This is a genomic window from Rhodoferax sp. RT4P68, from assembly GCF_056521305.1.
On record NZ_JBWMBB010000021.1, the window covers coordinates 38,088 to 63,124 of the forward strand.

The 25,037-nt window shown below is 67.5% G+C and carries 25 protein-coding genes and 1 pseudogene; 10 read left to right on the top strand and 16 right to left on the bottom strand.

Going from position 1 to position 25,037, the window contains the following annotated elements; genetic code table 11:
* The first annotated feature begins 220 nt into the window (after window positions 1-220).
* Entirely contained in the window at window positions 221-478 is a 258-nt protein-coding gene (locus AC099J_RS29980) for a helix-turn-helix transcriptional regulator (RefSeq protein WP_479618973.1), read from the top strand.
* 154 nt (window positions 479-632) lie between these two features.
* Complete coding sequence (locus AC099J_RS29985; protein ID WP_479618974.1) at window positions 633-794, top strand: hypothetical protein; 162 nt, start codon at window positions 633-635, stop codon at window positions 792-794.
* 152 nt (window positions 795-946) lie between these two features.
* Here AC099J_RS29985 and AC099J_RS29990 read toward each other — a convergent pair whose 3' ends face one another.
* The 14 genes from AC099J_RS29990 to AC099J_RS30055 all read right to left on the bottom strand — a co-directional run bounded on the left by AC099J_RS29990 (window position 947) and on the right by AC099J_RS30055 (window position 12,937).
* Entirely contained in the window at window positions 947-2,068 is a 1,122-nt protein-coding gene (locus AC099J_RS29990; RefSeq protein ID WP_479618975.1) for an SMP-30/gluconolactonase/LRE family protein, read from the bottom strand.
* Between the two features lie 65 nt (window positions 2,069-2,133).
* On the bottom strand, window positions 2,134-3,294 hold the full coding sequence (locus tag AC099J_RS29995) for an acyl-CoA dehydrogenase family protein (protein ID WP_479619008.1): 1,161 nt from the start codon (window positions 3,292-3,294) through the stop codon (window positions 2,134-2,136).
* A complete protein-coding gene (locus AC099J_RS30000) occupies window positions 3,291-3,494 on the bottom strand; it encodes a hypothetical protein (protein ID WP_479618976.1) in 204 nt (67 codons plus the stop codon). Before AC099J_RS30000 ends, AC099J_RS29995 begins: the two co-directional genes overlap by 4 nt.
* Complete coding sequence (locus AC099J_RS30005) at window positions 3,491-5,287, bottom strand: acyclic terpene utilization AtuA family protein (protein WP_479618977.1); 1,797 nt, start codon at window positions 5,285-5,287, stop codon at window positions 3,491-3,493. Before AC099J_RS30005 ends, AC099J_RS30000 begins: the two co-directional genes overlap by 4 nt.
* Window positions 5,272-6,036 carry an enoyl-CoA hydratase-related protein gene (locus tag AC099J_RS30010; protein WP_479618978.1) on the bottom strand — a complete coding sequence of 255 codons (765 nt, stop codon included), beginning with the start codon at window positions 6,034-6,036 and terminating at the stop codon, window positions 5,272-5,274. Before AC099J_RS30010 ends, AC099J_RS30005 begins: the two co-directional genes overlap by 16 nt.
* Window positions 6,033-7,292, bottom strand: coding sequence for a CaiB/BaiF CoA transferase family protein (locus tag AC099J_RS30015; protein WP_479618979.1), 1,260 nt, complete (start codon window positions 7,290-7,292; stop codon window positions 6,033-6,035). Before AC099J_RS30015 ends, AC099J_RS30010 begins: the two co-directional genes overlap by 4 nt.
* 11 nt (window positions 7,293-7,303) lie before the next feature.
* Window positions 7,304-7,861, bottom strand: coding sequence for a 2,4'-dihydroxyacetophenone dioxygenase family protein (locus AC099J_RS30020; RefSeq protein WP_479618980.1), 558 nt, complete (start codon window positions 7,859-7,861; stop codon window positions 7,304-7,306).
* Between the two features lie 15 nt (window positions 7,862-7,876).
* Entirely contained in the window at window positions 7,877-8,617 is a 741-nt protein-coding gene (locus tag AC099J_RS30025) for a cupin domain-containing protein (RefSeq protein WP_479618981.1), read from the bottom strand.
* Window positions 8,614-9,579 carry a Bug family tripartite tricarboxylate transporter substrate binding protein gene (locus AC099J_RS30030; RefSeq protein ID WP_479618982.1) on the bottom strand — a complete coding sequence of 322 codons (966 nt, stop codon included), beginning with the start codon at window positions 9,577-9,579 and terminating at the stop codon, window positions 8,614-8,616. The genes AC099J_RS30025 and AC099J_RS30030 overlap by 4 nt, the downstream gene beginning before the upstream one ends.
* Window positions 9,580-9,671: 92 nt before the next feature.
* Window positions 9,672-10,496: a GntR family transcriptional regulator gene (locus tag AC099J_RS30035; protein WP_479618983.1), complete on the bottom strand. Its 825-nt coding sequence runs from the start codon at window positions 10,494-10,496 to the stop codon at window positions 9,672-9,674.
* A 449-nt stretch (window positions 10,497-10,945) separates the two neighbouring features.
* The gene (locus tag AC099J_RS30040) at window positions 10,946-11,335 is read right to left on the bottom strand and encodes a tripartite tricarboxylate transporter substrate-binding protein (protein WP_479618984.1); all 390 of its coding nucleotides are present in this window, start codon (window positions 11,333-11,335) and stop codon (window positions 10,946-10,948) included.
* Between the two features lie 35 nt (window positions 11,336-11,370).
* Window positions 11,371-11,646, bottom strand: coding sequence for a hypothetical protein (locus AC099J_RS30045; RefSeq protein WP_479618985.1), 276 nt, complete (start codon window positions 11,644-11,646; stop codon window positions 11,371-11,373).
* Window positions 11,643-11,942 carry a transposase gene (locus tag AC099J_RS30050; protein WP_479618986.1) on the bottom strand — a complete coding sequence of 100 codons (300 nt, stop codon included), beginning with the start codon at window positions 11,940-11,942 and terminating at the stop codon, window positions 11,643-11,645. The genes AC099J_RS30045 and AC099J_RS30050 overlap by 4 nt, the downstream gene beginning before the upstream one ends.
* 464 nt (window positions 11,943-12,406) lie before the next feature.
* Entirely contained in the window at window positions 12,407-12,937 is a 531-nt protein-coding gene (locus AC099J_RS30055; protein ID WP_479618987.1) for a PadR family transcriptional regulator, read from the bottom strand.
* 130 nt (window positions 12,938-13,067) lie between these two features.
* On the opposite strand from AC099J_RS30055, the gene AC099J_RS30060 reads away from it, so the two are divergent.
* The 3 genes and pseudogenes from AC099J_RS30060 to AC099J_RS30070 all read left to right on the top strand — a co-directional run.
* Window positions 13,068-15,128 (top strand): oxidoreductase, encoded by a 2,061-nt coding sequence (locus AC099J_RS30060; protein WP_479618988.1) that lies wholly within the window; start codon window positions 13,068-13,070, stop codon window positions 15,126-15,128.
* A gap of 43 nt (window positions 15,129-15,171) precedes the next feature.
* On the top strand, window positions 15,172-15,603 hold the full coding sequence (locus AC099J_RS30065) for a PaaI family thioesterase (protein WP_479618989.1): 432 nt from the start codon (window positions 15,172-15,174) through the stop codon (window positions 15,601-15,603).
* Window positions 15,604-15,678: 75 nt separating this feature from the next.
* Window positions 15,679-16,434: pseudogene (locus AC099J_RS30070) on the top strand (transposase); the annotation flags it as partial.
* Between the two features lie 249 nt (window positions 16,435-16,683).
* Here AC099J_RS30070 and AC099J_RS30075 read toward each other — a convergent pair.
* Window positions 16,684-17,970 (bottom strand): DUF1173 family protein, encoded by a 1,287-nt coding sequence (locus AC099J_RS30075; RefSeq protein WP_479618990.1) that lies wholly within the window; start codon window positions 17,968-17,970, stop codon window positions 16,684-16,686.
* A gap of 4 nt (window positions 17,971-17,974) precedes the next feature.
* Window positions 17,975-18,922 (bottom strand): site-specific integrase, encoded by a 948-nt coding sequence (locus tag AC099J_RS30080; protein ID WP_479618991.1) that lies wholly within the window; start codon window positions 18,920-18,922, stop codon window positions 17,975-17,977.
* 188 nt (window positions 18,923-19,110) lie between these two features.
* On the opposite strand from AC099J_RS30080, the gene AC099J_RS30085 reads away from it, so the two are divergent.
* The 5 genes from AC099J_RS30085 to AC099J_RS30105 all read left to right on the top strand — a co-directional run bounded on the left by AC099J_RS30085 (window position 19,111) and on the right by AC099J_RS30105 (window position 25,027).
* Entirely contained in the window at window positions 19,111-20,178 is a 1,068-nt protein-coding gene (locus AC099J_RS30085; RefSeq protein ID WP_479618992.1) for a recombination directionality factor, read from the top strand.
* A 16-nt stretch (window positions 20,179-20,194) separates the two neighbouring features.
* The gene (locus AC099J_RS30090; protein WP_479618993.1) at window positions 20,195-21,484 is read left to right on the top strand and encodes a metallophosphoesterase family protein; all 1,290 of its coding nucleotides are present in this window, start codon (window positions 20,195-20,197) and stop codon (window positions 21,482-21,484) included.
* Window positions 21,485-21,518: 34 nt separating this feature from the next.
* A complete protein-coding gene (locus tag AC099J_RS30095) occupies window positions 21,519-22,157 on the top strand; it encodes a hypothetical protein (RefSeq protein ID WP_479618994.1) in 639 nt (212 codons plus the stop codon).
* A gap of 7 nt (window positions 22,158-22,164) precedes the next feature.
* Window positions 22,165-22,464 (top strand): hypothetical protein, encoded by a 300-nt coding sequence (locus AC099J_RS30100; protein WP_479618995.1) that lies wholly within the window; start codon window positions 22,165-22,167, stop codon window positions 22,462-22,464.
* 94 nt (window positions 22,465-22,558) lie between these two features.
* Window positions 22,559-25,027, top strand: a complete 2,469-nt coding sequence (locus tag AC099J_RS30105; protein ID WP_479618996.1) for a DNA repair protein — start codon at window positions 22,559-22,561, stop codon at window positions 25,025-25,027.
* The last annotated feature ends 10 nt before the right edge of the window (window positions 25,028-25,037 follow it).

Sequence of the window (25,037 nt, forward strand, 5' to 3'; positions counted from 1 at the left end):
TTGGCATCGCCGTTCGGCGCGTCGCAGTCGTCACCTGCCCGATGGCGAGTTCCTCGCCGCATCTCCCCTTGGTGTGCGTTTCACGTCCCTGCCTGAGCGGAGCGCCGGCAGGCGACGACATCGTTCCGGCGCTCCTTGGCAGCACACCGATCCCGACCATGGTGGCTGCGACCGAGATGGTCTTCCGTGTTTGCCGGCCATGCCGGCGCAAAGGTCGATCATGCAAGAAGTTTCCCGTGCCTCCCACTCCCGTCCCACGGCGGCGGTCAACCCGCCGCCACCAGCCGCAGAGCCCACCGGCCTGCCGCTGACCGGCTTCGTGCGCGCCCGGCTGCTGCTGCGCCTGATTCCGTTCTCTAGGGCGACGCTTTGGCGACGTGTGAAGGAGGGGAGTTTTCCAGGACCGGTGCGGCTGTCGGAGGGCATCACGGCTTGGCGCGCGGAGGACATTCGGCGGTGGATTCAGGAGTGCCAGTGAGCGGCGTGCGCGACGCTGACCCGCCCTCGGGTCACGGCCTGGTTGAGGGGGGCGTCCGGGCAGATGCACGCGTCGACCGAGCGCCCGCCGCTACAGTGCCGTGGCAATGAGCTGTGCTCATTTGCCTGCACGTGCTCAACCTACCCGATGACCAATGGCCAAATTCCTGAACACCTGCGGCACCAACTACCACCTTGAGGAGCTGATCAAGGCGGCCCGCGACCGGGGCCGGTGGATTGGTGGTGCGGCAGCCGAGGATCTGTTGACAAAGCTGTGTTGGAGCGTGCGGGTATCGGAAGCGGTTAGGGCCCCGTAGACAGAGCACGGCCGATGGGATGGCGTGCATGCGTACGCGTCGCTGCAGCGCGCCGGCATCGCGCAGTGCCGGGTCTGTTTAGCCCAGCCGCGCTACGTTGCACCGGCGCTACTCCCCGGCGCATAGCGGGCTTCACTGCTGCAGGCTCGGCGTTACTTCACACCGAACGTGTCGGACGCGGCGCCGCGCAGGACCGCAGCGGTCGCAGAGCGCTTGCTGATACGCGAGACCGTATGCAGCCGCACCTGGCTGGCCCAGGGCCCGTCCACCGTGCGCAGGTTCAGCGGGATCAGCGGCGCCATCCCCAGCTCGTCCGCCAGCCGCGGGATCATGCTGCCGAGGTCGAGCGCGAGGTTGGTCACCAGGACATCGTCACCGCTGAATGCGAAGGTGTTCGGCCACAGCAGGCCGACCGGCCGACCCTCGCGGTCGACGCCCCCGAAGTCGCCGAGCTTGGCGATCACACGGCCGTCTCCGGGCTCGAGCACCAGGATCTCGTTGGACTGGTTGCAGGCCACCCAGAGCTTGCCCCTCTCGTCGAGGTGCAGCCCGTCGGGCCCGCCCCCCACACGGTGGACGAAGACCTGCGGCTGGCCTGGCTCGAGCCCCGGCCCCGACAGCGGGATGCGCACGATGGTGTCCTGTGCCGTGTTGGCCACGAACACCGCCGTCCTGTCCTCATTGAACACCAGCCCATTGGCGCCGATGCCTGGCGGCAGCCGCGTTGGCCGCAGCAGCGGGCTGGTGACCCACGCCGTCGCTTCCCCGCCCTGCGGTCCAACCTTCCAGATGATGCCCTGATGGGAGTCGGTCACATAGACGTTGTCAGCGTCGTCAAAGACGATCGAGTTGAGGCCTGGGCCCTTGCCCGCGACCGTCATGAACACGGAGGAGTCACCCGTGGCGGGATCGACGCTCAAGACCTTACCGCCCTTGTAGTCCGCCACCAGCAGTTTGCCCGTGCGGGGATGGAAGTGGATGTCCAGCAGCAACCGGGTAGCGCCCTTGATGGCCACCGTGCGCAAGTGCTTGCCCTGGGAGTCGAACACCAGCAGCGTCCCCCCGCTGGATGGCGCCTTGTTCACCGCCACCGTGGTCACGTAGACGTTGCCATCGCGGTCCACGGCAATGCCCTCGGGATGCGCCTCGCCGGCGGGCAGTGTCGCGAATGTCTCGACCTGGCCGCGCTCCCACGCTGTCGCGGCAAGCGGGGCAGCGAGCAACGTGAGCGATGCCAGCAGCGGGAGTATTGAACCTGGCTTGACTTTGATCATCTGCTTGTCTCCTGGATAGGTGTGAATGGATCAACGAGAGGGGATTGCGCGAGACGCAGTTCCGGTCAATACGACTTGGGCAGGCCTAGCGCCTGCTCCGCCACGTAGCACAGCGCAAGTTCCTGCGTGACCGGCGCGAGCAGCGACAGCACGCTTTCGCGCAGGCCGCGCTCCACGTGGTATTCCTTGGCGAAGCCGAATCCGCCGTGCGTACGCACGGCACGCAACGAGGTTTCGAAGCCGGCCTGCGCCGCGAGGTACTTGGCCGCGGTGGCCTCGACGCCGCACGGCTTACCGGCGTCGTAGAGCGCGGCTGCTTTCCACATCAGCAGCTCGGCCGACTGCAGCCGCATCCAGCATTCGGCAAGCGGATGCTGGATCGCCTGGTTCTGGCCGATTGGCCGGCCGAACACGATGCGTTCTTTGGCGTAGTCGGTCGCGCGCAGCAGCGCCGCCTCGCCTGCACCGAGCGCAGCGGCCGCGACGAGAATGCGCTCCGGGTTCAGGCCGTGTAGCAGACACTTGAACCCTTGGCCTTCTTCGCCGATGCGATCCTCGACCGGGATTTCGAGAGCGTCGATGAACAGCTCGTTCGAATCCACCGCCTTGCGCGCCATCTTCTCGATCTCGCTGACGCGCACACGCGAGCGGTCGAGGTCGGTGTAGAACAAGGTGATGCCGTCCATAGGCCGCGCGCAATACTTGATCGGCGTTGTGCGCGCCACCAGCAGGATCTTGTTGGCGTGCTGGGCGGTCGAAGTCCAGACCTTCTGGCCGTTGACAACATAGCGGTCGCCGTCGCGCCGGGCAAAAGTCATGATGCGCGTGGTGTCGGAGCCGACGTTGGGCTCGGTCACGCCGAAGCAGGCGCGGTCCGTACCGTCGATCAGGGGTCGCAGCATGCGCTGCTTCTGTTCTTCGGTGCCGAACACCGCCACCGGCTGAGGACCAAACAGGTTCAGGTGCACGGACGACGCGGCGGCTGAGCCCAGTTTTCCGATGGTACGCATCACCATCGCGGCGGCCGCGATGCCAAGACCGGCACCGCCCACTTCCGTGGGCATGGTCACACCGAACCAGCCACCACGCGAGACGGCCTCGCAAAACTCGCTGGGCCAGCATCCGTCTCGGTCGCGCGCCAACCAGTAGTCGTCACCGAAATCGGTGCAGAGGGCTTCGACCGCTTCGCGGATCGCGAGGTGGTCGTCAGTGAAATCGAAATTCATGACGTCAGCGCCGATCGGAGGCGAAGCAGGTCGATGCTGCGCTCGCGCAACAACGCCGATTCGCTCGTCAGCCCGCGTTGCAGGGCTTCGCCAAGATACTTGGAGTCGCGCCACATCCGCGTCAGGTCGACGCGCCATCCCTGGCCGATCATCAACCACTTGAAGTCGACCATGGTGAGCAGGACATCATCTGGCTTCATGCATTTGTCTCCTGTAGCAGGAGGGTGGGCACTTCGACCGGCAGGTCGAGCAGCATCTGCGCCATGCCCTTGCCAAGCGAGTCGTTGCGCAACGACGCCATGCCGCCGCCCCCCAGCGCGTGCTCGCACAGGAAGTTGACGGCATGGATGCCGGGCAAGTCGAAGCGCACTACGGGCCCCAGGACCAGATGGGCAAGGTAGCGCTTCACGCGCTCGGGCGTCACCTGCTCCTTCAGCACGGGGAGAAGCGCTGGGCAGCGTGCAATCAGGCCGATGTTGGACGTGTCGCCCTTGTCGCCGCTGCGCCCGAATGCGATGCGCACCAGTGGCACCGTGGTTCGTGGACCGGCGGGCACAACGCCTTCAGATGCTTCCACCGGTTCGGGCGGCGCCACCAGCGGCTGGGCCGGCAGCAGGGCCATCACGGACGTGGCGCCATCGATCGTGACCGAAGGCATGACCTGCTCCTTGGGGATAAGCCAGGTCACTTGCCGCAGCACAGGTGCCACCGAAGGACGACCGCCCGAACCGGTGGTGCCGGGGGACCACGAGGTGCCGGGCGCGGCGAACTCGCGGCTGAACATCTCCAGCGCACGCTTCTCGGTGTGCGTGACCGTCAGGCGCAGCACCACTTCGCGTGTGGGGAGCGGCCGCGCATGCGGGCCGTATGCGGATTCGGTGCCCAGCAACTCGATGTTCTTCGAAAGAAAGTCATCGAATCCCTGTTCGCGCAGCAGGCGGCGGCCGCGTTCGAGCAGCGCTTCCCCGGTGCGGCGTGCCTTGGCCGGTGCATCGATGCCGACGATGGTGAGCTGTCCCGACACCTTGAAGCCGGCGTGCGCGGTGGCGCTGACCTTGTAGCTGGCGGTCGGCGGTCGCCCGCGCGCTCCGGTGACGAGCACCTGGTGTGGTCCCACCTGTTCCATGCGCACGTCACGAAAGTCGCACGTCACGTCCGGCAGCAGGTAGCAGGCAGGATCGCCGATTTCGTACAGCAGTTGCTCGCCCACGGCGGCCGGCGTGACCAGTCCGCCGGTTTCCGGCGGCTTGGTGACGGTGAAGCTGCCGTCTTCGCGGCACGCGACGATCGGATAGCCGATGTTGGCCCAGTCGGGCACGGCAGCCCAGTCCGTGTGCAGGCCACCGGTGGCCTGGCAACCGCATTCGATGATGTGGCCGGCCAAGCTGCCGGCAGCGAGCCGGTCAAAGTCGTCGGCGGCCCAGCCGAACTCGTGCAGCAGGACGCCCAACGTGACGGCGCTGTCGACGCAGCGCCCGGTGATGACGATGTCCGCGCCGGCGTCGAGGGCGCGTGCGACCGGCAGCGCGCCGAGGTAGGCGTTGGCGGTGACGAGGCGCTCGGGCAAGGGCTCGCCGTTGATCATGTCGACGCCGCCGCCGGCGCGCATCGCGTCCGCGAGCGGCAGCACATCGTCGCCTTCAACGACGGCGATGCGCACCTTCACGCCCAGCTCGCCAGCCAGCACCTGCACGGCTGCGGCGCAGCCCTTCGGATTCACACCGCCGGCGTTGCTGACGATGCGGATGCCCTTCTCGACCGCCTGCTTCAGCACCGAGCGCAAAGCCACCGTCACGAAGTCAATGGCATAGCCTTCCTCCGGCCGCTTCATGCGCGCGCCAGCGAGGATGGACATGGTGAGCTCGGCGAGGTAGTCGAACACCAGGTAGTCAATCGCGCCCGAGCGCACCAGCTGCATCGGCCCGAGGCTGCTGTCGCCCCAGAAGCCCGATGCGCCACCGATGCGCACGATCTTGTTCACTGGCCGGTCCATTGTGGTTTCCTTTTTTCCTTGAAGGCCGCGACGCCTTCGCGCGCGTCCTGCGTCATGCCCAGCAGGCCGATTTGTCCTTCGGCGAAAGCGATGCCCTGCTCAAACGACATCGATCGCATCGCCTTCATCGCGTACAGGCCGCGCCGCAGCGCGGTGGGAGAGTTCGAGGTCACGCGGGCCAGCAGACGCGCGAGCACGGCGTCCAGATCGTCCGCCACCTCGTTGATCAGACCGATCTCGCGTGCCCGTGCCGCGTCGATCGGTTCGCCGGCCAGGCACAGCTGCACGAGGCAGCGCTGGGGTACCTGCGCCTGCAGCACCGCGAGAACCTGCATCGGGAACACACCTACCTTGACCTCGGGCAGTCCGAAGCTCGCGTGCCGTGCGGCGATGGCGAGATCGCACATTGCGAGCAGCCCCATGCCGCCAGCCATGCACGCGCCATTGACCCGTGCGATCAGAGGCACGGCGAGTGTGTGGGCGGCGCGCAGGAGGTTCGCGTACGCAATGGACGGCGTGGCGTAGTCGAACGAGAAGCTGTCCGCCGTCAGGTCAGCGCCGGCGCAGAACGCCTCGTCGCCCGCGCCGGTGAGCACGATAGCGCGCAGCGTCGTGTCGGTGCGCGCGCCTTCCAGCGCCTGCTGCAATGAGGCGATGACGTCCGCGTTCAGCGCGTTGCGGCGCTCGGGGCGGTCGATCATGAGCACCAGGCGGCCGTCCTGCCGGGTCGCCTTGAGGACTGTCGTCATGTTTGCACTCCGGTTGGGTTGGGTGCCGCTGCCGCTTGTGTGGTGGCCCCACTGGTCAGCATTTCGCGGATCTGCTGCGGCGTGTAGCCGGCCTCGGCCAGCAGTTCCTCGCTGTGCTCACCCAGCAGCGGCGGCGGGCGCAGCGGCGGCAGCGGCGACTGCGGCCACTCGCTGGGCACCGCCATCGTCCGCAGCATGCCCTCGGTGGGATGCTCGAACTGCTGGAAGAAGCCGATGTCCTGCAAGTGAGGATCGTCCAGCAGCGACTCGAACGTGTGCGCCGGCAGCACAGGGATGCCGAGCGGCTCGAGCAGCTCGCGCCATTGCTGCGTGGTCTTCGTTGTCAACTTGTCGGCGAGGATCTGGTACAGCGTTTCGACATGCTGCGTGCGCGACTCGCCGTCGGCGAAGCGTGGGTCGCTCTCGAACCACTCGGCCTCGCCGACCGCGCGCATGAACGCCTTCCACTGCTCGTCGGTGTAGACGACGAGGCACACCAGGCCATCCTGGGTGGCATACGGCCGCCGCTGCGGGTTGAGCAGCCGCGGATAGCCGAAGCCGCCGCGCGGCGGGACGAAGGTGTGACCATAGAGATGGTCGCCCAGCATCATCTGCGCGGTGGTCTCGAACATCGGGACGTCGACTGCCTGGCCGCGGCCCGTCCGTTCGCGCGCCAGCAGCGCCGCGCAGATCACGCCGAACGCGTACAGACCCGTCGCGCGGTCCGAGAGGTTGAGCGGCGCATAACGCGGCACGTCCGATCCCGCCCGCATACTGGCCTCGGGGATTGCCACTGCCGCCTGGATCAGGTCGTCGAAAGCGCGCAACGATGCATAGCGGCCGCGCTGACTGAAGCCGAAGGTCCCGACATAGACGATGCGCGGGTTCACCTCTCGCACCGCTTCGTAGTCGAGCCCGAGGCGCTTCATGGCCTGCGGCCGAACGTTGTAGACCAGCGCGTCGGCGCCGTGCGCCAGCTTCAGCAGCGCCTCTTTGCCTTCCGGGCGCTTCAGGTCGAGCACGATGCTGCGCTTGTTGCGGTTCAGGTTGAGGAACAGCGGGCCGGCGCCCGCACGCCCGCCTGGCCCGGTGGCGCGCAGCATGTCGCCGCCGGGAGGCTCCACCTTGATCACGTCGGCACCGAGATCGGCCAGCATCTGCGTGGCCGAAGGCCCCATGACGACCTCGGTGATGTCGATGATGCGCAGGCCGGCGAGCGGCCCGCCCTGGCTGGTGCGGCTTTCCGTACTGCTCATGCTCATGCCGCTCAGGACTTATTGGCCACGTACGAGCCGTTGCCCCGGATGTAGCCCACCGGCCCGAGTTCGCGCTCCGCAGCTACTTTTTCCGTCAGGTGCTGGACCAGGACCGCGTCGTTGATGCCAACGAAGCCACCGTCGTCGTTGAAGCTCACCTGCGCGCCCTCGAGCCAGGCGATCACGATGGTGTCCTCGGTGTTGTCATCGGGGCAGTAGAAGGTGTGCACACACCCCGCGGGTTCGTACAGGTAGGAACCCGCCACCTGCGGCTGGTCTGGGTACTCGCGGTAGCACCAGCGACCCTGTAGCGTGTACACCTGCGCCGCTCCGGTGTGGTAGTGCAGCGGCAGCGAGCACCCGGGCTCGAGCACGGCCATGAAGACCCATTCGTTGCGTTCCGGCTCCAGGCGCAGCGGTTTGACGTGCAAGCCGGGGACGCCGAGCAGGTCCTTCAAAAGCGGGATGTCTTCGATGTTGACCGTCAGCAGTCTGTCCTGCGGCATCGCAGGCAGTGGCAATGGGACGCCGGTGAAGGTGGTCAGCTGGGTGGGCAGTCTTGCGGTCATGATGTTGGGTGCCTTTCAGTGTGAAGAAGGGGACGGAACCCGTCCCTTGATGAGGAAGCCGGACGCCCGCCGGCCTGTCGGGCAGCGCAGGACCGCGCCGGCCCCGCGTGGAAGGAAAAGGAAGTCGCCCGGCGCGAGCTGGCAGCGGAACTCGCCAGCGCGCGCATCGATGTGGCCGTGTTGGAGGTAGAGCACCTGCTCGGCGTCCGCTCTCGCAGCGCACGACAGGTCGGTGATGTCGGTGACGCGCAATGCCTCGATCTCGATCCACTGCGCGCCGACGGTGTCGCGATCGACGAGGACACCGGTGGCCGGGCTGGCCCCACGGTCGGCGAGCATCCGGACTTGGCCGCACTCGGCAACCGCCCGGTCGGGTTCGGTGATCGTCTGCGCCGGGTTCTCGCCGTAGGGCGGCGCATAGACCACCAGCACCCGCCCGGGCTGGTCGCTGGTCACTCGGAACGTATGGAACACGCCTGCCGGCACGTAGGCCCATGTGCCGGGCTCCATCGCTTCGACCCTGCCCTGCGCCCCTGTCTCGGCGGTGCCTTCGATCATGTAGGCGCATTGCTCTAGGTGTGGATGCGCGTGTGGCTTTGCTCCGTGCGACTTGACGATCGTGCCGATCAGCACTTCGAGCGTCGTCGCGCCGACGGTTTCTGGGCCGATCACGCGCACGTTGGAAGTGCCGGTGTGGTTGGCCGGCGCGTAGGCAGCAAGGTCGGCTGACCTGACCACGGTAGGGTGGGGTTTCATTCGGGTTGGATTCCTGCAGTTTTGACGGCGGCGGCCCACTTCGCCATTTCCGAGATCACGAACGAACGCAGCTGCTCGGGCGTCGAGCCGCGGCTGCGGCCTCCGGTGTTGGCGAATTCCTGGCGCACGGCCGGGTCGGCAAGCGCGGCGCGCAACAGCTCGTTCAACTGGGCGACAGTGTCCTTAGGTGTCTTCGCCGGAACGAAGGCCGCCGACCACACCGTCATCTCGAACCCCTTCAAGCCGGCTTCCTGCAAAGTGGGCACGTCGCGCAGCAGCAGCTCTCGCGCAGCGCTCGAGGTCGCCAGCGCGCGCAGCTTGCCGCTCGTCACCAGCGGAAGCGCCGGGCCGATGTCACAGAACATGAAATCGATTTGCCCGCCCATCAGGTCGGTCAACGCGGGCGGCGTGCCCTTGTACGGCACGGCCATCAGATCGGCGCCGGTAGCAGTCTTGAGCAGCTCACCGGCGACGCGCGTGGAGGAGTTGCCGGCGCCGAAGTTAAACCGCTTGCCATCGGCGCGCAGCTGCGCGAGGAACGAGCCAATGTCCTTGTGCGGGCTGTCCGCCGCGACGAGCAGCAGCAAGCCGGCACTGCCCACCATGCTCACCGGCTCAAAGTCCTTCACAGGGTCGTAGGGCAGCTTGCGGAACATCGCCGGGTTGGCCGCCTGCGTGGTGTTGGTCGTCACGAACACCGTGTACCCGTCTGGTGCCGCTGCGGCCGCTGCCTGTGCCGCGATGAATCCAGACGCCCCGGGACGGTTGTCGACGATGACGGGCTGCCCCGTCTTGGCAGTCAACCATTGGCCGAGCACGCGCGCCCCAGTGTCCGTGCCGCTGCCGGCGGGAAAGGGCACGATGATCTTGAGAGGCTTGGCCGGGTAGACGGCCGGGGCCGCCATGGCAGGCAACGCAAGCGCGCTGGCTGCCAGAAGAACGAGAGCGTAGCGAATGCGCATTGTGAGTTCCTTCTAAATGCCTAATGATAGAAGTTTAGGCACAAAGGGCTGACTCGAGGATGCGTATTTACCCTTAGTTGCGACCGAGAGGCTTAGCCCAGCGCGCGCTCGCCCACCGCCTGAGGCTGCGGTTCGGTGATCCCGGGCACGGTCTTCAGTGCCGACACGGGGAAGTCGATCTCGGAGACGAAGCGATCGCCCCGATACCAAGTGACACCGGCGTACAGCAGATTGCCTTTGCCGTCGACCAAGCGCCGCGACATCTTCGCCACGGGCGAGGCGAACGGGATCTTCAGCATGTCGCACAAAGGGAAGTCCGCGGGTATCACGGTGGTGCGTTGCCGCACCCGCTTGCCGCTCGGGCTCAGCGCATCGAGCACTGCGGCCAGCAGTTTCCTCGTTCTAGCGACGTCCTTGGGCAGCGACTCGAAGACCAGCGTCGGCACGTAGATCTCTACGTAGCAGAACGGCTCGCCGGAATAGGTATGCAGCTTGCGGACGCAGACGTTGTCGTCGGCCGGCCGGTCAACGGGCCCGAGCAATTCCTGCGGTACCCGCGTGTGGCGCCGGACCTCAAGGATCTCAAACGCGAGCGCCTGCGGCGTGGCGAACGGGTCGTCGATCGCAAGATCAATGCCGCGCGCCCCGGCCGGTAGCGCGGCCACATGGGTGCCGACGCCCCGCTGGCTGCGGATCAAGCCTTCCTTGGAGAGCAGCTCGTACGCCTGCCGCACGCTGACGACGGCAACGCCCAGATCTTCGGCGAGCTGCGTGATGGGGGGCAGCTGTGTGCCGAGCGGGTACTCGCCCTTCGCGATTCGGTGCCTCAGCAATGAAGCCAGCCGCTGATATCGCGCGACGCCGCGTTCAGTTCCCAGTTCCTGCCGGTCTGACCCAATGGGTTGGTGGTTCGTCATGCTTAATGTCCAACATTGGAATTATGCAGTGCGGACGGGCTCGGAGTTGAATGCAGTTGTCGGCGGACGCCAGCGCTCCACAGGGCGGACACGAGGAAGCTCCGCGTCGACGGATCATGGGCTGAGGGACATCGTCCCGACGCCGCTGATCAGCTTGGGCAGGCGGCGCCACACGGCGAACACAGCCGGATCGTGCTGCTCGGTGCCCCCTGGCCTCAACAGCGCAGACCCAGCCACCGTCCGCTGCGTCGCCCTCCAGCGACGCCCGCAACGCCAGCCAAGCCAGGTTTAGCCCGCCGCCGACGCCCGGATGGCTACAACACCCATACCGTCTCTGGATGACCTTTTGCCGCAGCCCGTGGCCGGCTGCCGCAGAGCAGGCCCGCTTTCCTGGCCCCGCACGAACCAGCTGCATCGTCGCCCTTCGGCTCCCGCTGCTGAGCCCAGCATCACCAGTGCCTTTGGTCCAATGGATAGCCCTGCTCGGCGACGGTGGGCACGTCGGGCAGCACCGAAGAGCGCTTCTTGCCAGTGACGGCCAAGGCCTTCAACTTGCTCGAGCTGACGAAGGGCGGGGCCGAGATCATGGTTTCCAGCATGTAGGTGGTCTGCCCACCCATCACGTCGGTCAGACCGGGGCCGCTGCCCTTGTACGGCACATGGATAGTCTTGATGCCGGCGGCAGTGTTCAGCATCTCACCGCCCAGGTGGGTCGACGAGCCGTTGCCGGAGGAAGCGAATGACAACTCGCCGGGCTTGGCCTTGGGGGACGCCACCAGCTCCTTCAGATTGTTCGCAGCAAAGTCGGGACGCGTCACCAGCACCAAGGGACCAGTCATGATCATCGAGACCGGTGTCAGGTCCTTTGTGCTGGTCAAGTTTTTTCGGACACGACGATGGGTTGTTTGATTGCCGATTGCTGCTCGAAGGCATTGGGTGGCAAGTTGCCCAGTTTGGAGTGCAGGCGCACGCTGTTGTAGAAGCCCACGACGTAGTCGGCGATGTCTGTCATGACCAAGCAGGCCTTGGGCGCGAGCTTGGCGCGCTGACGAAAGCCGTAGTAAGCCGAGCGGCTCACGCCCAGCACGCGGCATAACCGCTCGACAGTGACGGCCTTCTTGTGCAGCCGCTCGACGAGTTGGTAGCTCATCGAAGCTCGCGGGCAAAGAAGGCCGATGCTTTTTTTAGGATATCGACGTCGCCGCGCAGTTGCTTGTTCTCCGCTTCGAGCTGGCGGATGCGCTGCTGCTCGGCTGTCAGCGGCTTGCCGATGCCGGGGCGCCCTGCTGCCTCTTCATCGGCCTGCGCCAGCCATCGCCGCACGGCCGTCTCGCCGAGCTTCAGGTCGCGGCAAACATCGCCCACACTCAAGCCCTGTTCGCGAATCATCTGCACGACTTGCAGCTTGAACTCCGCATTGAATGTCCGTCTTTGTTTCTTGGTCATGTTCCCCGTCCGGGTGAATTCCACCTATCGAGGTGTCCGTGGAAATTAGACCAGCACACTTCAGTAAGTCGTACTTGAGCTGCTCCTTGGGGAACAGTGTCATGTTGATCGCATGCGACGTGGCGACGATCAAGAAGGTGTAGCCGTAAGGCGACGTTGATCTACCGGCGCACGAAGAATCTGCGCACCGTGCTGGCGATTGATGTCAGCTTCCTGGCGTTCCGGCGTACTCACACTTCCGGCCAATTGCGGCCGCCCATGGCGGTCGGCTTCCCGGCAGGCTGAGGATCATCGCGGGGATCCTGATAAGCCCGGTGTTCGAGAAGATCGTCGCGCACCTGATGCTGCTGACACGGGCGGCCGACCGTGCCGGTCCACAGCAACCTGCGGGTCAGCGAGGCCGCCGCCCCGGCACCCCGGGCGCCTTAGCCGGATCACCAAGCATAAAAGGACCACCGAAATTCTTATGCCAGAACGTCGAGCATCTCCTGTGCCCATCCGATGGAAACCTCTTCGTACAGGATGCCTTTCTTGAGGATACTGTGCTGAATGCGTGCTTCGCGCGTGAGGGCGCGGCCCTGTAGGAAATCCCGCTCTTCGATGGTCCGGTAGTGCGCCAGCTTCTCCTGGTGCTGTTCAATCTGGCGCCGGATTTCGGGGCGCAAATCTATTTCACTCAGTGCGGCATCGGCGCGCAGCTTGACCATGAATTCGTCCTGTAAATCCATCAGAGCCGAGGGCGTATGGGCCCACCGAATCAGTTCGGCGCGGCCTGCGGGAAGCACGCGGTATTCCCGCTTGCGGGTCTTTCCCGCGTCTGGCGCTGAACTCGACTCGATCCAGCCAGCGGCCTCCATGCGCGCCAGCTCGCGGTAAATCTGCTGGTGGGTGGCGTGCCAGAAATAGCCGATGGACTTGTCGAAGCGCCGTGCCAACTCGTAGCCCGAAGAGGGTTTTTCGAGCAGGGAAGTGAGAACGGCATGGGCGAGCGACATAGGTGGCCAGTCTAGGCGCAGGCGAGCGTCCATGCAACCGGTTGCATAAATTCCAGATGCCCTCTAGAATTATGCAACTGATTGCATAGTTGATCGCTTTCCCAGGCACACTCATACACAAGGACCTGCCATGGACGCTTATCCCCACCTGTTGGCCCCGCTCGATCTGGGCTTTATCACCCTCAAGAACCGCGTGCTCATGGGCTCCATGCACGTGGGGCTGGAGGAGGCCAAAGACGGCTTCCAGCGCATGGCCGCCTTCTACGCCGAGCGCGCCCGCGGCGGGGTCGGCCTGATCGTGACCGGCGGCATCGCCCCCAACGACCGCGCGCGCCCCATGCCCGGCGGTGCCGCCATGACCACCCAGGCCGAGGCCGACAAGCACAAGGTGGTGACGCAGGCCGTGCACGAGGCGGGCGGCAAAATCTGCATGCAGATTTTGCACTTTGGCCGCTACGCCTACCACCCCGAACTGGTGGCGCCGAGCGCCATCCAGGCGCCCATCAGCAGTTTTCGCCCGCACGCCCTGATGTCCGAGGAAGTGGCCCAGACGGTGGAGGACTATGCCAACGCCGCCGCCCTGGCGCAGAGCGCGGGCTATGACGGCGTGGAAATCATGGGCTCCGAAGGCTACCTCATCAACGAATTCATCGCCGCACACACCAACCACCGCGTCGACGAGTGGGGCGGCTCCTACGCCAACCGCATCCGCTTCCCGCTCGAAATCGTGCGGCGCACGCGCGAGCGCGTGGGCGCCAACTTCATCATCATCTTCCGCCTGTCCATGCTCGACCTGGTGGAAGGCGGCTCTACCACCGAGGAAGTGATCGAGCTGGCGCAAGCCCTGGAAAAGGCCGGCGTCACCATCCTCAACACCGGCATCGGCTGGCACGAGGCGCGCATCCCCACCATCGCCACCAAAGTGCCGCGCGCGGCCTATGCCTGGGTGACCAAGCAGCTCAAGGGCAAGGTCGGCATTCCGTTGGTGGCCACCAACCGCATCAACACCCCCGAAGTGGCCGAGCAGGTGCTGGCCGAGGGCTGCGCCGACATGGTGAGCATGGCGCGCCCCTTCCTGGCTGACCCGGATTTCGTGAACAAGGCAGCTGCCGGCCTGGCCGACGAGATCAACACCTGCATCGGCTGTAACCAGGCCTGCCTGGACCACACCTTCGGCGGCAAGATCACCTCGTGCCTAGTCAACCCGCGTGCCTGCCACGAGACCATCCTCATCCACAAGCCCGCCGCCACGAAGCACCGCATCGCAGTGGTCGGCGCCGGCCCGGCTGGCCTGGCTTTCGCCACCACGGCGGCACGGCGTGGCTTTGATGTGACGCTGATCGACGCCGCGCAGGAAATCGGCGGCCAGTTCAACGTGGCCAAGCAAGTGCCGGGCAAGGAGGAGTTCTACGAGACACTGCGCTACTTCGGCAAGCAGATCGAATTGACCGGCGTGAAGCTGCAATTGGGACGCAAGGTCAGCGCGCTCGATCTGGTGGGTGAAGGCTACCAGCACGTGGTGCTGGCCACCGGCATCGTCCCGCGCACGCCCGAGATCGAAGGCATTGACCACCCCAAGGTGCTTGGCTACTTGGACCTGCTGCGCGACAAGATGCCCGTGGGCCAGACGGTTGCCGTGGTCGGCGCGGGCGGCATCGGCTTTGATGCGGCCGAATACCTGCTGCACGAAGGCACCAGCCCGAGCCTGGATACGGCCAAGTTCTTCGCCGAGTGGGGCGTGGACACCACGGGCAGCGCGCGGGGGGGCATCCAGCAGGCGCGCATCGGCGACATCCCGCGCAAGGTGTACCTGCTGCAGCGCAAAACCAGCAAGGTCGGCGACGGCCTGGGCAAGACCACGGGCTGGATCCACCGCACCTCGCTGAAGAACCGCAACGTGGAGATGATCCCCGGCGTGAGCTATCGCAAGGTGGACGACGCCGGTCTGCACATCACCGTGGACGGCAAGGACACGGTGTTGAGCGTGGACAACGTCATCCTCTGCGCGGGCCAGGATCCGCAGCGCGAACTGCAAGCCGAATTGCTGGCCGCAGGCTGCACCGTGCACCTGATCGGCGGTGCTGACAAGGCGGCTGAACTCGACGCCAAGCGGGCCATCAAGCAGGGCACGGAGCTGGCCCTGGGCGAATTCAGCGCCATAGGTCATTTGTCATGTGCAACCCCGGTATAACCAATCCATCTGCTGTTTTTTTTACATCAAGGAGTAAAACACCATGTCTATAGGAAACATGTCTGGTTTGGAGATAATGCTTGCCATGGTAGTGGGGAAGATTCCGGCATCCTCCATCGCGAGCACTATCCCTATGAAAGTAATCGCCGCAGAGCATGGCAAAGTAGTGTTTGAAGCGACTGCCGATGAGCGCCACCTGAACCCGCTAGGCGGAGTTCATGGCGGTTTTGCCGCAACAGTGATGGATTCTGTCACTGGTTGCGCTGTCCACACCGTGCTCGAAAGTGGCGTGGGGTACGGCACTATCGATCTCAATGTAAAAATGATTAGACCTGTACCCAGGAATGTCTCGTTGACGGCAGAAGGCCGCGTCATAAACGTTTCCAGATCTCTCGGCGTCTCAGAGGGAGTCTTGAAAGATGCAGAAGGAAAGATCTATGCCCATGCAACAGCAACCTGCATGATCCTTCGTTGAACCACGGTGACCTGCCCCCTGCCAGCCATACCAACCTGAAGTAGCAGGAGTCCGCCAACCCGGAGAATGGCGGACATGAGGAAGAGCAAATTCACAGAGGAACTGATCATCGGGTTCCTCAAGCAGGCCGAGGCCGGCATGGCAGTGGTCGAGATCTGCCGCAAGGGCGGGTTCTCGGACGCGACGTTCTACAAGTGGCGCTCGAAGTTTGGCGGCATGGAGGCGTCGGATGCCAAGCGGCTGCGCGAGCTCGAGTCGGAGAACGCCAAGCTCAAGAGCCTTCTGGCCGAGGCCCATCTGGATATGCATGCGCTCAAGAGCGTCCTCGGCGTAAAAAGATAGCGCCACAGGTCAAGCGCGAAGCCATCGGACGATTGATTGGCGAGCATCAGATGTCCGAACGGCACGCGTGCAGACTTGTGGGGCTACGCCGAGACAGCTACCGGCATGCGCCGGTGGCCAGTGCCCAGACAGCGGCGCTGAGGACCAAGATCGTGGAGATCGCGCATGCGCGGCGCCGCTTCGGCTATCGACGCGCACGACCTACTGCGCCCGGACTTCCCTGGCGTCAATCACAAACGCGTGTACCGGCTGTACACCGAGGCGAACCTGACCGTGCGCAAGCGCAAGAAGGTGCGCAGGCCACCCGCCGAGCGCACGCCGCTGAACATCGCCACCCAAGTCAACGAGGTATGGAGCATGGACTTCGTCAGCGACAGCCTGGCCAATGGAAGACGGCTGAAGGGCCTGACCGTGGCCGACGACTTCAGCCACGAGGCTGTGGACATTGCGGTGGACTACGGCATCAGCGGGCAGTATGTGATCAGGCTTAAGGGGGCAGCAGATGAGTTCACGCTGGCAGCGGGTCCAAAACCTGCGACGTTTTGCCAAGCTGACCTCCCATGGACCACCGTTCCAAGGCACAGCTGCGCCCGCTTGAGGCGAAACCCTCCGAACAACCATCAAAACAGGGCATGAGAGCCCGGAAAAAGGGAGAGCTGCGCCTCCACCTGTGGCGCAGGCACTTTCACCCTGTGCGACGGACCGAGTTTTTCAACAGAATCGGCGCATCGCCGCCGGTCACGATGCTCCAGGATGTGATGTCGCTGGGAAGTCAATGCGCAGAAAGGCTGCGCGCGATGGCAGCCGCGGCATGGGCGCCTCCACCGACCAAACCCATGCAAGATCCGTGTGCGTTTGCATCCGGCGCTCCTTGACCGCCCGGTCATGCTCCGGCATGAACGCACTCAGCAGATGCAGCGCCACCGGGCTGGGCCCTGCATCGAGCAGCAGCGCATTGGCGAACAGCGCCGCTGTCCGCGCGTCATAGCGCAGGGGCTTGAAGAAGCGCCGCTGCTGCGCCACCAGGGCCTCGATCAAAGGCAGTTCATGCGGTCCCTCCAGCGGGATCCAGTCCTTGCTGGTCAGCATCAAGCACGCCGTGTCGATCTCCTGCGCGGAGGGCCTTCGCGCGCGGACCAGTGCCGCCACCACCAAACGCAGGCGGCGCCCGCCATCGGCGTCGTGGGCCTCCAGCAGCGGCCGGTAGGCGCGCACCAGGCGCTGCCAGGCCTGCGGCGCCAGCAGCAGCGGCAGGTCGGGCATGTGCCGGATCCACAAGCGGTGCACGAGGTCGCCCGGTTCGCAGGCCTTGAAGTCGCCGATCACCATCGCCATCGGCGCACAGCCGTCCTGCGGCTGCGTGATGGCCAGCTTCTCGCTGCGCCGGGCGGCGACCTCGGGCATGCGGTGTTCGTCGAAGCGCTCCGGCACGTACAGGCGTTCAGCCAGTGAGGCGCCCTTGACGGCGATGCCTTCGGCCGCCGCCATCAGATACTTGTGCAGCACGCCCTGGTGGCGCTTGCCGGCCATGGCCGGGGTCCAGCGGTTGAAGCCGGCGCGCTCGAACAGGTAGTGCAACACGGCGCGCAGCGACATGCGGGCGCGTGGGCTCGCCACTTCGCCATGGTCGCCAGGCATGCCCGGCGGCACGGCGCGCCCTTGCATCCGCACCCACGGGAAATCCACCCGCAGTTCAACCCGGTCCGAACCGGCATCGCGCACCGCAGCGCCGACCAGAGAGCCGAGGCCCGAGCAGGCGCCGTCCGGCTCGTAGGAGGGGCAGCTCGGAAGATGCTGGGGGCCGCTGTCCGGCAGGCGCTGGACGCGGTAGCGCGCGTGGCGTGCCACGTACATGTCCAGCCCGGCGGGCGTGCACAGGCAACGCGGTCGGTTGCCGGCTCGGTGCGCACGCGCCAGCGCCTGCTGGAAGTCAGGGTCGTGCGCCGACCAGGTGCGGCCGTACAGCGCGAACTGCTGGGCGTCGCCCGTGGCCTGCGGGTCATCGGACAGATCGTCGAGGTCCATGGGGTCAGACCAGGTCGCGCACCAGGGTGTCCAGGCTCGGCAGCCGGCGCGGGAACTGGTCGCGCACGGCGCTGCGCTCGCCGATGCCGAACAGCAGGCCGATCTGGGCTTCGTCGGCACCCCGGGCGTACAGGCGTGCGGCCACGGTGTGCCGGGCCGTCATGGCCGTCACGTGCTGCTGTTCGGCGCGACGGAACAGCGTGCGGTAGTGGTGCCAGATCGCGCGGCATTCGAAGCGGTGCTGGCCCGGTGCGCCGTAGGGCGTGATGGTGAAGCCCACCCCAGTGGAGGACAGGAACAAGCGGCTGTCCGGGTCCAGGCCCCGGTACGCGCCCGGTGCGCCAAGGCCGTGGCCGCTGGCGACGCGCGAGGCCAGATACGTGTCCAGCGCCTCGCGCAGCCGCGCGCTGGCGAACAGCAGGGGCCGCGCGCGGCCGGTGATCGTGACCTCGCGGCGCAGCTCGGAGCAATGGCGCACCGTGCCGTCGGCCGCCAGGTAGTCGCGCACTTGCAGCCGGGCGATCTCCAGCGGTCGGGCGGCCGTGGCGAACAGCATGTAGTACAGCGCCACGTCTTCCAGCGGCTGGCGGCTGCGCGCCCGGATGCGTTGCGCGCCGAGGGCGATCTCGGCGTCCGAGAGGATGGGGATGGACCGCGCGGCGGCCGCGTCAGCGGGCGGGGCCAGCGCATCGAGGGCGCCCAGCACGGCATCGCGGTGCAGGCGCAGGCGGCGCACGAAGCCGGCGGCTTCCGCATTGAGGCCTTCGACCCCACCCGTGCCCGCCAGGCGCACCGCGACGACCTTGATGCGGCGCTCGACGGCGGTCCGGGTGACCCCGCGCGCCGCCGCCACGCTGCCGTAGGTGTCGCCCCGCACCACGGCACGCAGCATGGCGACCGAGCAGTCCCAGGCCGAGGGCGGCGGCGGCGCGGTGTCGTGCAGCTGGTCCATGCGGTCCCTCCTGGTGGCGCACGTGAGGCTTGCATGCTCGCGCAGACCCCCTGCCGAAGCCAGTGCAAATCCCCCCCGAATTCGCGCGATATCGCCGGTGGCGCGCACTGGATTCAGGGGTTGCACCCGCAATGGCGCGCCTGAACATGGACGGACCGGCATGTGCCGGCGCCGCACAGGAGATCCCCATGTCCAGCGCACTCGTTTCCGTCCACGGCGGGCCACCAGCCCTGGCCCCGCTGCTGGGCAACGCGCCCAGCCGCATCCCCACGGCCGGCAAGATCCGGCCCGGCATCATGGTGCTGACGCGCAAGGCGGCCGACCATCCAGAGGCCAAGACGATCTACCGGCAAGGCCTGGCGGATGGCCGCTCGTTCGAGCAGATCGAACGTCTGCTGGCCGAGGCGCTGCCGCAACTCAAGTCACCCCTGGTGCCGCGCAACGTGCCCTGGTTCACCGTGCGCGCCCAGGACTTTCCGAACCCGGAAGTGGCGCAGCAGATCCTGGACCTGTACGGCGAGGACCGGGGCCAGGGCCACCGGCTGTACCGCCTGCCGGTGGTGTTCCCCTCGGACCACTGGAGCACCGTGATGCCGCACGAGCTGGCCTGCTGGACCACGCACGCCAAGCGCTACTGGTCGCAGCACGCGCCCGACGGCCAGCGGCTGTGCATGCAGCATGCGCCGGTGCCCGTGGACGCCAGCGGCCGCCGCACGATCCGCGTGTTCGGCGGGCGCAAGGTGGTGCAGCGCGAAGACAACGGCGGGCTGTGCGACCCCGAGCGCTGCCCGGAGTACCAGCAACGGCAATGCAACCTCAGCGGCCGCTTCCTGTTCTTCGTGCCGGGCGTGCGCTCGATCAGCGCGCTGGAGCTGCCGACCAACAGCTTCTACGCCCTGAGCCGCGCGGTGCAGCGCTTCCAGGCCGTGGCGCAGCTGCGCGGCGGCCGCATCTCGGGCTTTCTGGGGCGCGAGCGCGCCAGCTTCGTCCTGACCAAGGTGCTGCAGGAGGTGGCGCACCTGGACGAGCAGGGCCGGCCGCTGCGGGTGCCGCAGTGGATCATCGAGCTGGAGGCGCCGGTGGACGTGACGGCGCTGCTGCGCGAGCACGAAGACGAGGAGACGGCGCTGCGGCAGGCCCAGTGGGCGGCCGGTGTGCTGGAGAACGGGGGGGAGGGTGGCCTGTTGCCCGGGGTCGGTTCACCCGCTGTATCCGATGCACCCGCTGCACCCGCTGCACCCGATGTTGGTGCTTGAGGCAAGGAGGCCCACCATGCGCATTGCCCACCTCTCGGACCTGCACTACGGCACGCGGATGCTGCAGGAAGCCGACCGCTGCCTCGGCTACGCCGTCGACCGCATCGCCGCGCTGGGCGTCGACGCCGCCGTGCTGTCCGGCGACGCCACCGACCACGCGCTGGAGCTGCATGCGCCGGCGGCGTCACGCCTGCTGGCCCAGGTGCACCGGCTGGCCGACCACTGCCCGGTGCTCATCCTGCAGGGCACCTACTCGCACGAGCCGCCGGGAACGCTGGACGTGTTCCGCACGCTGGGCGGGCGCCACGCGGTGCATGTGGCCGACCGCATCCAGCAGGTGGCGCTGCTGGACTCGGGCCGCTGGGCGGCATCGCCCGCGTGGCGCTTCGAGGCGTTGCCGGCGGGCGCCGTCGGCGTGTTCTCCTGCGTGCCGACCGTCAACAAGGCCAGCCTGGCAGCGGCAGTCGGCGGCGCCCAGGCCGGCGAGGCGCTGGGCGAGCAGCTGGCAGCGCTGCTGGCGGGCTTCGCGCCGTTGCACCGCGTGGCCCGAGCGAGGGGCCTGCCGACCGTCGGCGTGTCGCACGGCACAGTGTTCGGCTGCCTCAGCGAGCACGGCGTGCCGATGGCCGGCTTCGACCACGAGTTCACGACAGGCGCGCTGTTCGCGGCCCAGGCCCAGGCGTTCCTGCTCGGGCACATCCACCGGCACCAGGCCTGGCAGCAGGAAAGCCTGTGCGGCCAGCAGTGCATCGCCTACGCCGGCTCCATCGGCCGCTTTCACCATGGCGAGCAGGGCGACAAGGGCTTTCTGATCTGGGACGTGCAGGCCCACAGCGCGCAGTGCCGGCTGGAGCCCACGCCGGCGCGGCGCACGGTGGACATCGTGTTCGAGGGGCGGCCGGATCTGGACGCGCTGCGGACGGCGGCGGCGAATGCGTCGGTGCCGGGCGCCAGCGTGCGCGTGCGCTGGACCGTGGCCGAGGAGGACCGCGGTGCCGTGGACCGCGCGGCCATGCTGCGCATTCTGGAGGGCGCGGCGGACGTGCAGCTCGAAGGCCGCACCGTGCCGCTGGCCCGTGCGCGGGCGCCGGGCATCTCGCAACTGCCCCAGCTGGCCGACCAGGTGCGCGCCTGGGCGCAGACGGTGCAGGTGGCGGGCGAGCCGCTGCAGCGCTGTCTGGCAGCGTTGGCGGAAGGGGCTCCCGAAGACATCGCGGCCCGTATCCTGGCGCGGATGTCGGACGACGGTGCCGCGCTACTCCAGGCCCCGCCGTGCTCGAGCCACGAGGTCGCCACCGTTTGCTAGGATGCCCCGAACCACCAGCACCCAGATCATGACGATGCACGCCAATACGATTGCCACCATCCAGGCTGCCGGCGCGGCCCTGCACGCCGCCCAGGCCGCGCTGACCGAAGACGGGCAGCGCTGCGCGGAGCGCGTGCGCGAGGCCTTGGGCCAGGATGCGTTCAGCGTGGCGAACGACGGCCTGTTCGAACATTGGAAGTCGGTGTCGCGCCTGGCGCAGTCGCTGTCGGCGATGGAAGCGCAGTTGAAAGACCTGTACGTCATGGCCATGGAACTCGCGGCCACAGGCGACGCGTCGCAGCCGCGGGCGGCGCCACGTCTGGCGATGGCCCCTGTGCCGGCACCGCCTGCACCGCGTGGGCGGGGGACCGGCGACGTGGTGGATGTGGTGTTCGCCGCGCCACGCAAGATGGCGAGGCGCGGTGCCGGGCCTGCCGTATCCGCGGAGGCCGAGTCCACCCCCACGCCAGCACCACGCCTGCGCGGCAACGCCGTCGGCACGCTGGCCTTCCTGCGGGCACGGCTCGATCGGGACCGCTTCACGCGCCTGACCCATGCAGAACTGGCCGAGGGCGTGCCGATGCCGCGCGGCTCGGTCGGCGCCACCATCGCCAGCCTCAAAGCCAAGGGCCTGCTGGTGGAAGGCGAACGCGGCAGCTACCGGCTGGCGTAGGGACGCGATGCCGCTCCAGCACACCCCGCACCGGCTGCGGCCGCGCACCGCCGCTGCGCCGCAGAGCCTGCCCGATGCGCGCCTCGATGACCTGCAGCACCTGCCCGAGGCCGAACTGGCCGAGCTCGCCAGCGCGCTGCGGGCCGAGGCCTTGCGCGGCGTCCTGGAGGCACGCGGCCAGGCGCATCTGTGCGAAGCCGAACTGCGGCGCCGCCGCGGTGCGGGCCCGGCGCCCGACCCCGACCGCCTCGATCTGCGGCCGCTGGATGCACGGGGCGAGCGTCCGCCCTGGTGGGCGTTCTGGTAAACCGGCCGGCCACCACCTCGCGTTGAGCGTGGCCTTGCGGCCGCGCCAACGGCTGGCAAGCTGGTTGCATCGAACGTTGCCACGGAGGCCGGACATGCAACCACTTCAACTCACGCTCAAGGGGTTTCGGGGGATCCGCGATGGCCTGGGGCGGGCCGCGCTGCGCCTGGACCTGGAGGCCCTGGCCGGCGATGCCCAGCTCATCGCGATCACCGGGGCCAACGGCAGCGGTAAGACCACTGTCATCGACAACCTGACGCCGTACTGCCTGCTGGCCAGCCGGGGCGCCAGCGCAGGTGCGGGTGGCTTCAGCTACTACGACCACGTCTACCTGCCCGAGAGCGTCAAGGAGCTGGTCTGGGCGCACGAGGAACGCAGCTACCGCTCGCAGATCGTCGTGCGGCTGAACGGCCGGCGCCGCACCGAGGCCTTCGTGCACCGGCTCGACGACGACGGCCGCTGGCGGCCGGTCACCCTGGCGCAGGGGACGGTGTCCGATGGGCGCCTGGAGACCTACAGCGCCTGCGTCGAATCGATCTGCGGCACGGCGGAGACCTTCTTCACCTCCGTGTTCGCGGCGCAGGGTCGGCGCCCGCTCAGCGGCTACCGCAACGCCGAGATCAAGGGCCTACTGGCCGAGCTGCTGGGGCAGGACGAGATCCTGGCGACCGGCGCGCGGGCGGCCGAAACGGCGCGGCTGGTCAAGGTGGGGTTGGGCGGCTTGCGGCAGGCGCGTGCGGGCGTCGAGCAGGATGCGGAGCAGGTGCGGGCGGATCTGCAGCGGCTCGCGGGGGCGGAGCAGCGGCAGGCCGCGGCGGAGAGTGCGCTGCGCCAAGTAGGTGCGGCCCTGGATGCTGCTGTAGCACAGCAAGCGCAGTGCGCGGCCGAGCAGGCCCAGCAGCAGGCCATGGCGCAGCAGCGCGCGCGCCTGGTGGCCGAGCGCCAGGCGGTGCAGGAGGAGGGCGACCGCACCGCCCGTGCGCTCATAGCCCAGGACGCTGCGGCAGCGCGACGTCTGGAGCGCTTGCGACAGCGGGTGCAGGAACGCGCCGCGCAGACGACGCAACGGCGCGCTGCATTGGAGCGGGCACGCACGCCCTGCCTGCGGACCCTGGCGCAGGCGGATGACGTCCTGCGCGCCGTGCGCCGCTTGCCGCTGGCACGGCGCGTCCACGCGCAGCGCTGCGCCGCCACGCAGGCCCGCCGCGATCAGGTGGGTCGGTTGCGCGCTGCGCAATCCGAGCTGCAATTGGCAGAGCAGCGGCTGGCGGCCCTGGAGCGTGAGGCGGGCAAGGCCGTGCTGCAGGTCCAGGACCTGGCGCGCCGTAGCGGCCTGGTGGCCGATGTGCCGTGTTCCGGCACCGACCTGCAGGGGCGCTGCAGGCTGCTGGGCGATGCACGGCAAGCGCAGGCGCTGATGCCCAGTGCCCAGGCCGTGGTGGAGCGCTGCGCCAGAGATCGCGCAGAGGCATTGCAGCAGCGGGTGGCAGCGCTGCGCGACACGCAATCGCACGCCCAGGCTGCGCACGCGTTGGCCATGGCCGAGCACCGGGAACGCCAGGCGGCAGAGCGCGTCGCGCATCTGCGTCAACGCGCGGCCCAGGACGCCGACTGCGTCCAGGCCCGCACGACCTTGACGCAGATCGATGCGGAGATGGCTGTGCTGCCACCGACGGGCACGGCGACAGTCTGGTCGGGCGAGGAGCAGGCCGAGCGCGCGGACATGGGGCGCGAGCGCCGGGAGGTCGCTGCGAACGCCGGCCAGTCTCGTGCGCGCACGGCAGCCGCCCTGGCACGTTGCGACGCAGCGCTGTCCGCGTTGCCGGCCGCCGTCGACGCGGCCCATCTGAATGCAGCGTTGGCGGCCGTAGCGCAGGCGCGTGCGCAGCAGGCGTCGGCGCAGCAGGCGCTGGTCCATGCCGCGCGTGACCGCCAGGCGACCGAGCACCTGGGCACACGCCTAGTCCAGCTGACCCAGCGCCTGGCCGCCGGAAGCGCGCACATCGCACAGGTCGAACAGTCCCTGGCCGACTGGCTGCTGCTGGCGCGCTGCCTCGGCCACGACGGTCTCATTGCGCTGGCGATCGACGACGTGGGGCCGACACTGGCCGCACTGACCAACGACCTGCTGCTGGCCAGCCACGGCCCCCGCTTCACGGTCGCGCTGCACACGCAATGCGCAACCGCCAAGGGCGAGCTGCGCGAGGGTTTCGACATCGTGGTGCACGACGGCAACGTCGGGGAAGCCAAGAGCCTGGCGGTCATGAGCGGTGGAGAAAAGAGCTGGATCGACAGCTGCCTGGTGCGGGCCGTGGCGCTGTACCTGGTGCGGCACACCGGGCGCAGCTACACGACGCTGTTCTCCGACGAGGCGGACGGTGCGCTCGACCCGGAGCGCAAGCGCATGTTCATGGCCATGAAGCGCGCCGTGCTGCGGCTGGGTGGCTACGCGCGCGAGTTCTTCGTGACCCAGACGCCCGAGCTGGTGGCCATGGCGGATGCGGTGATCGATCTGGACCGGTTGAAGCAAGGCGATGCGCTGCACGTGGTGCAAACGTGCTGATGGCCGATCC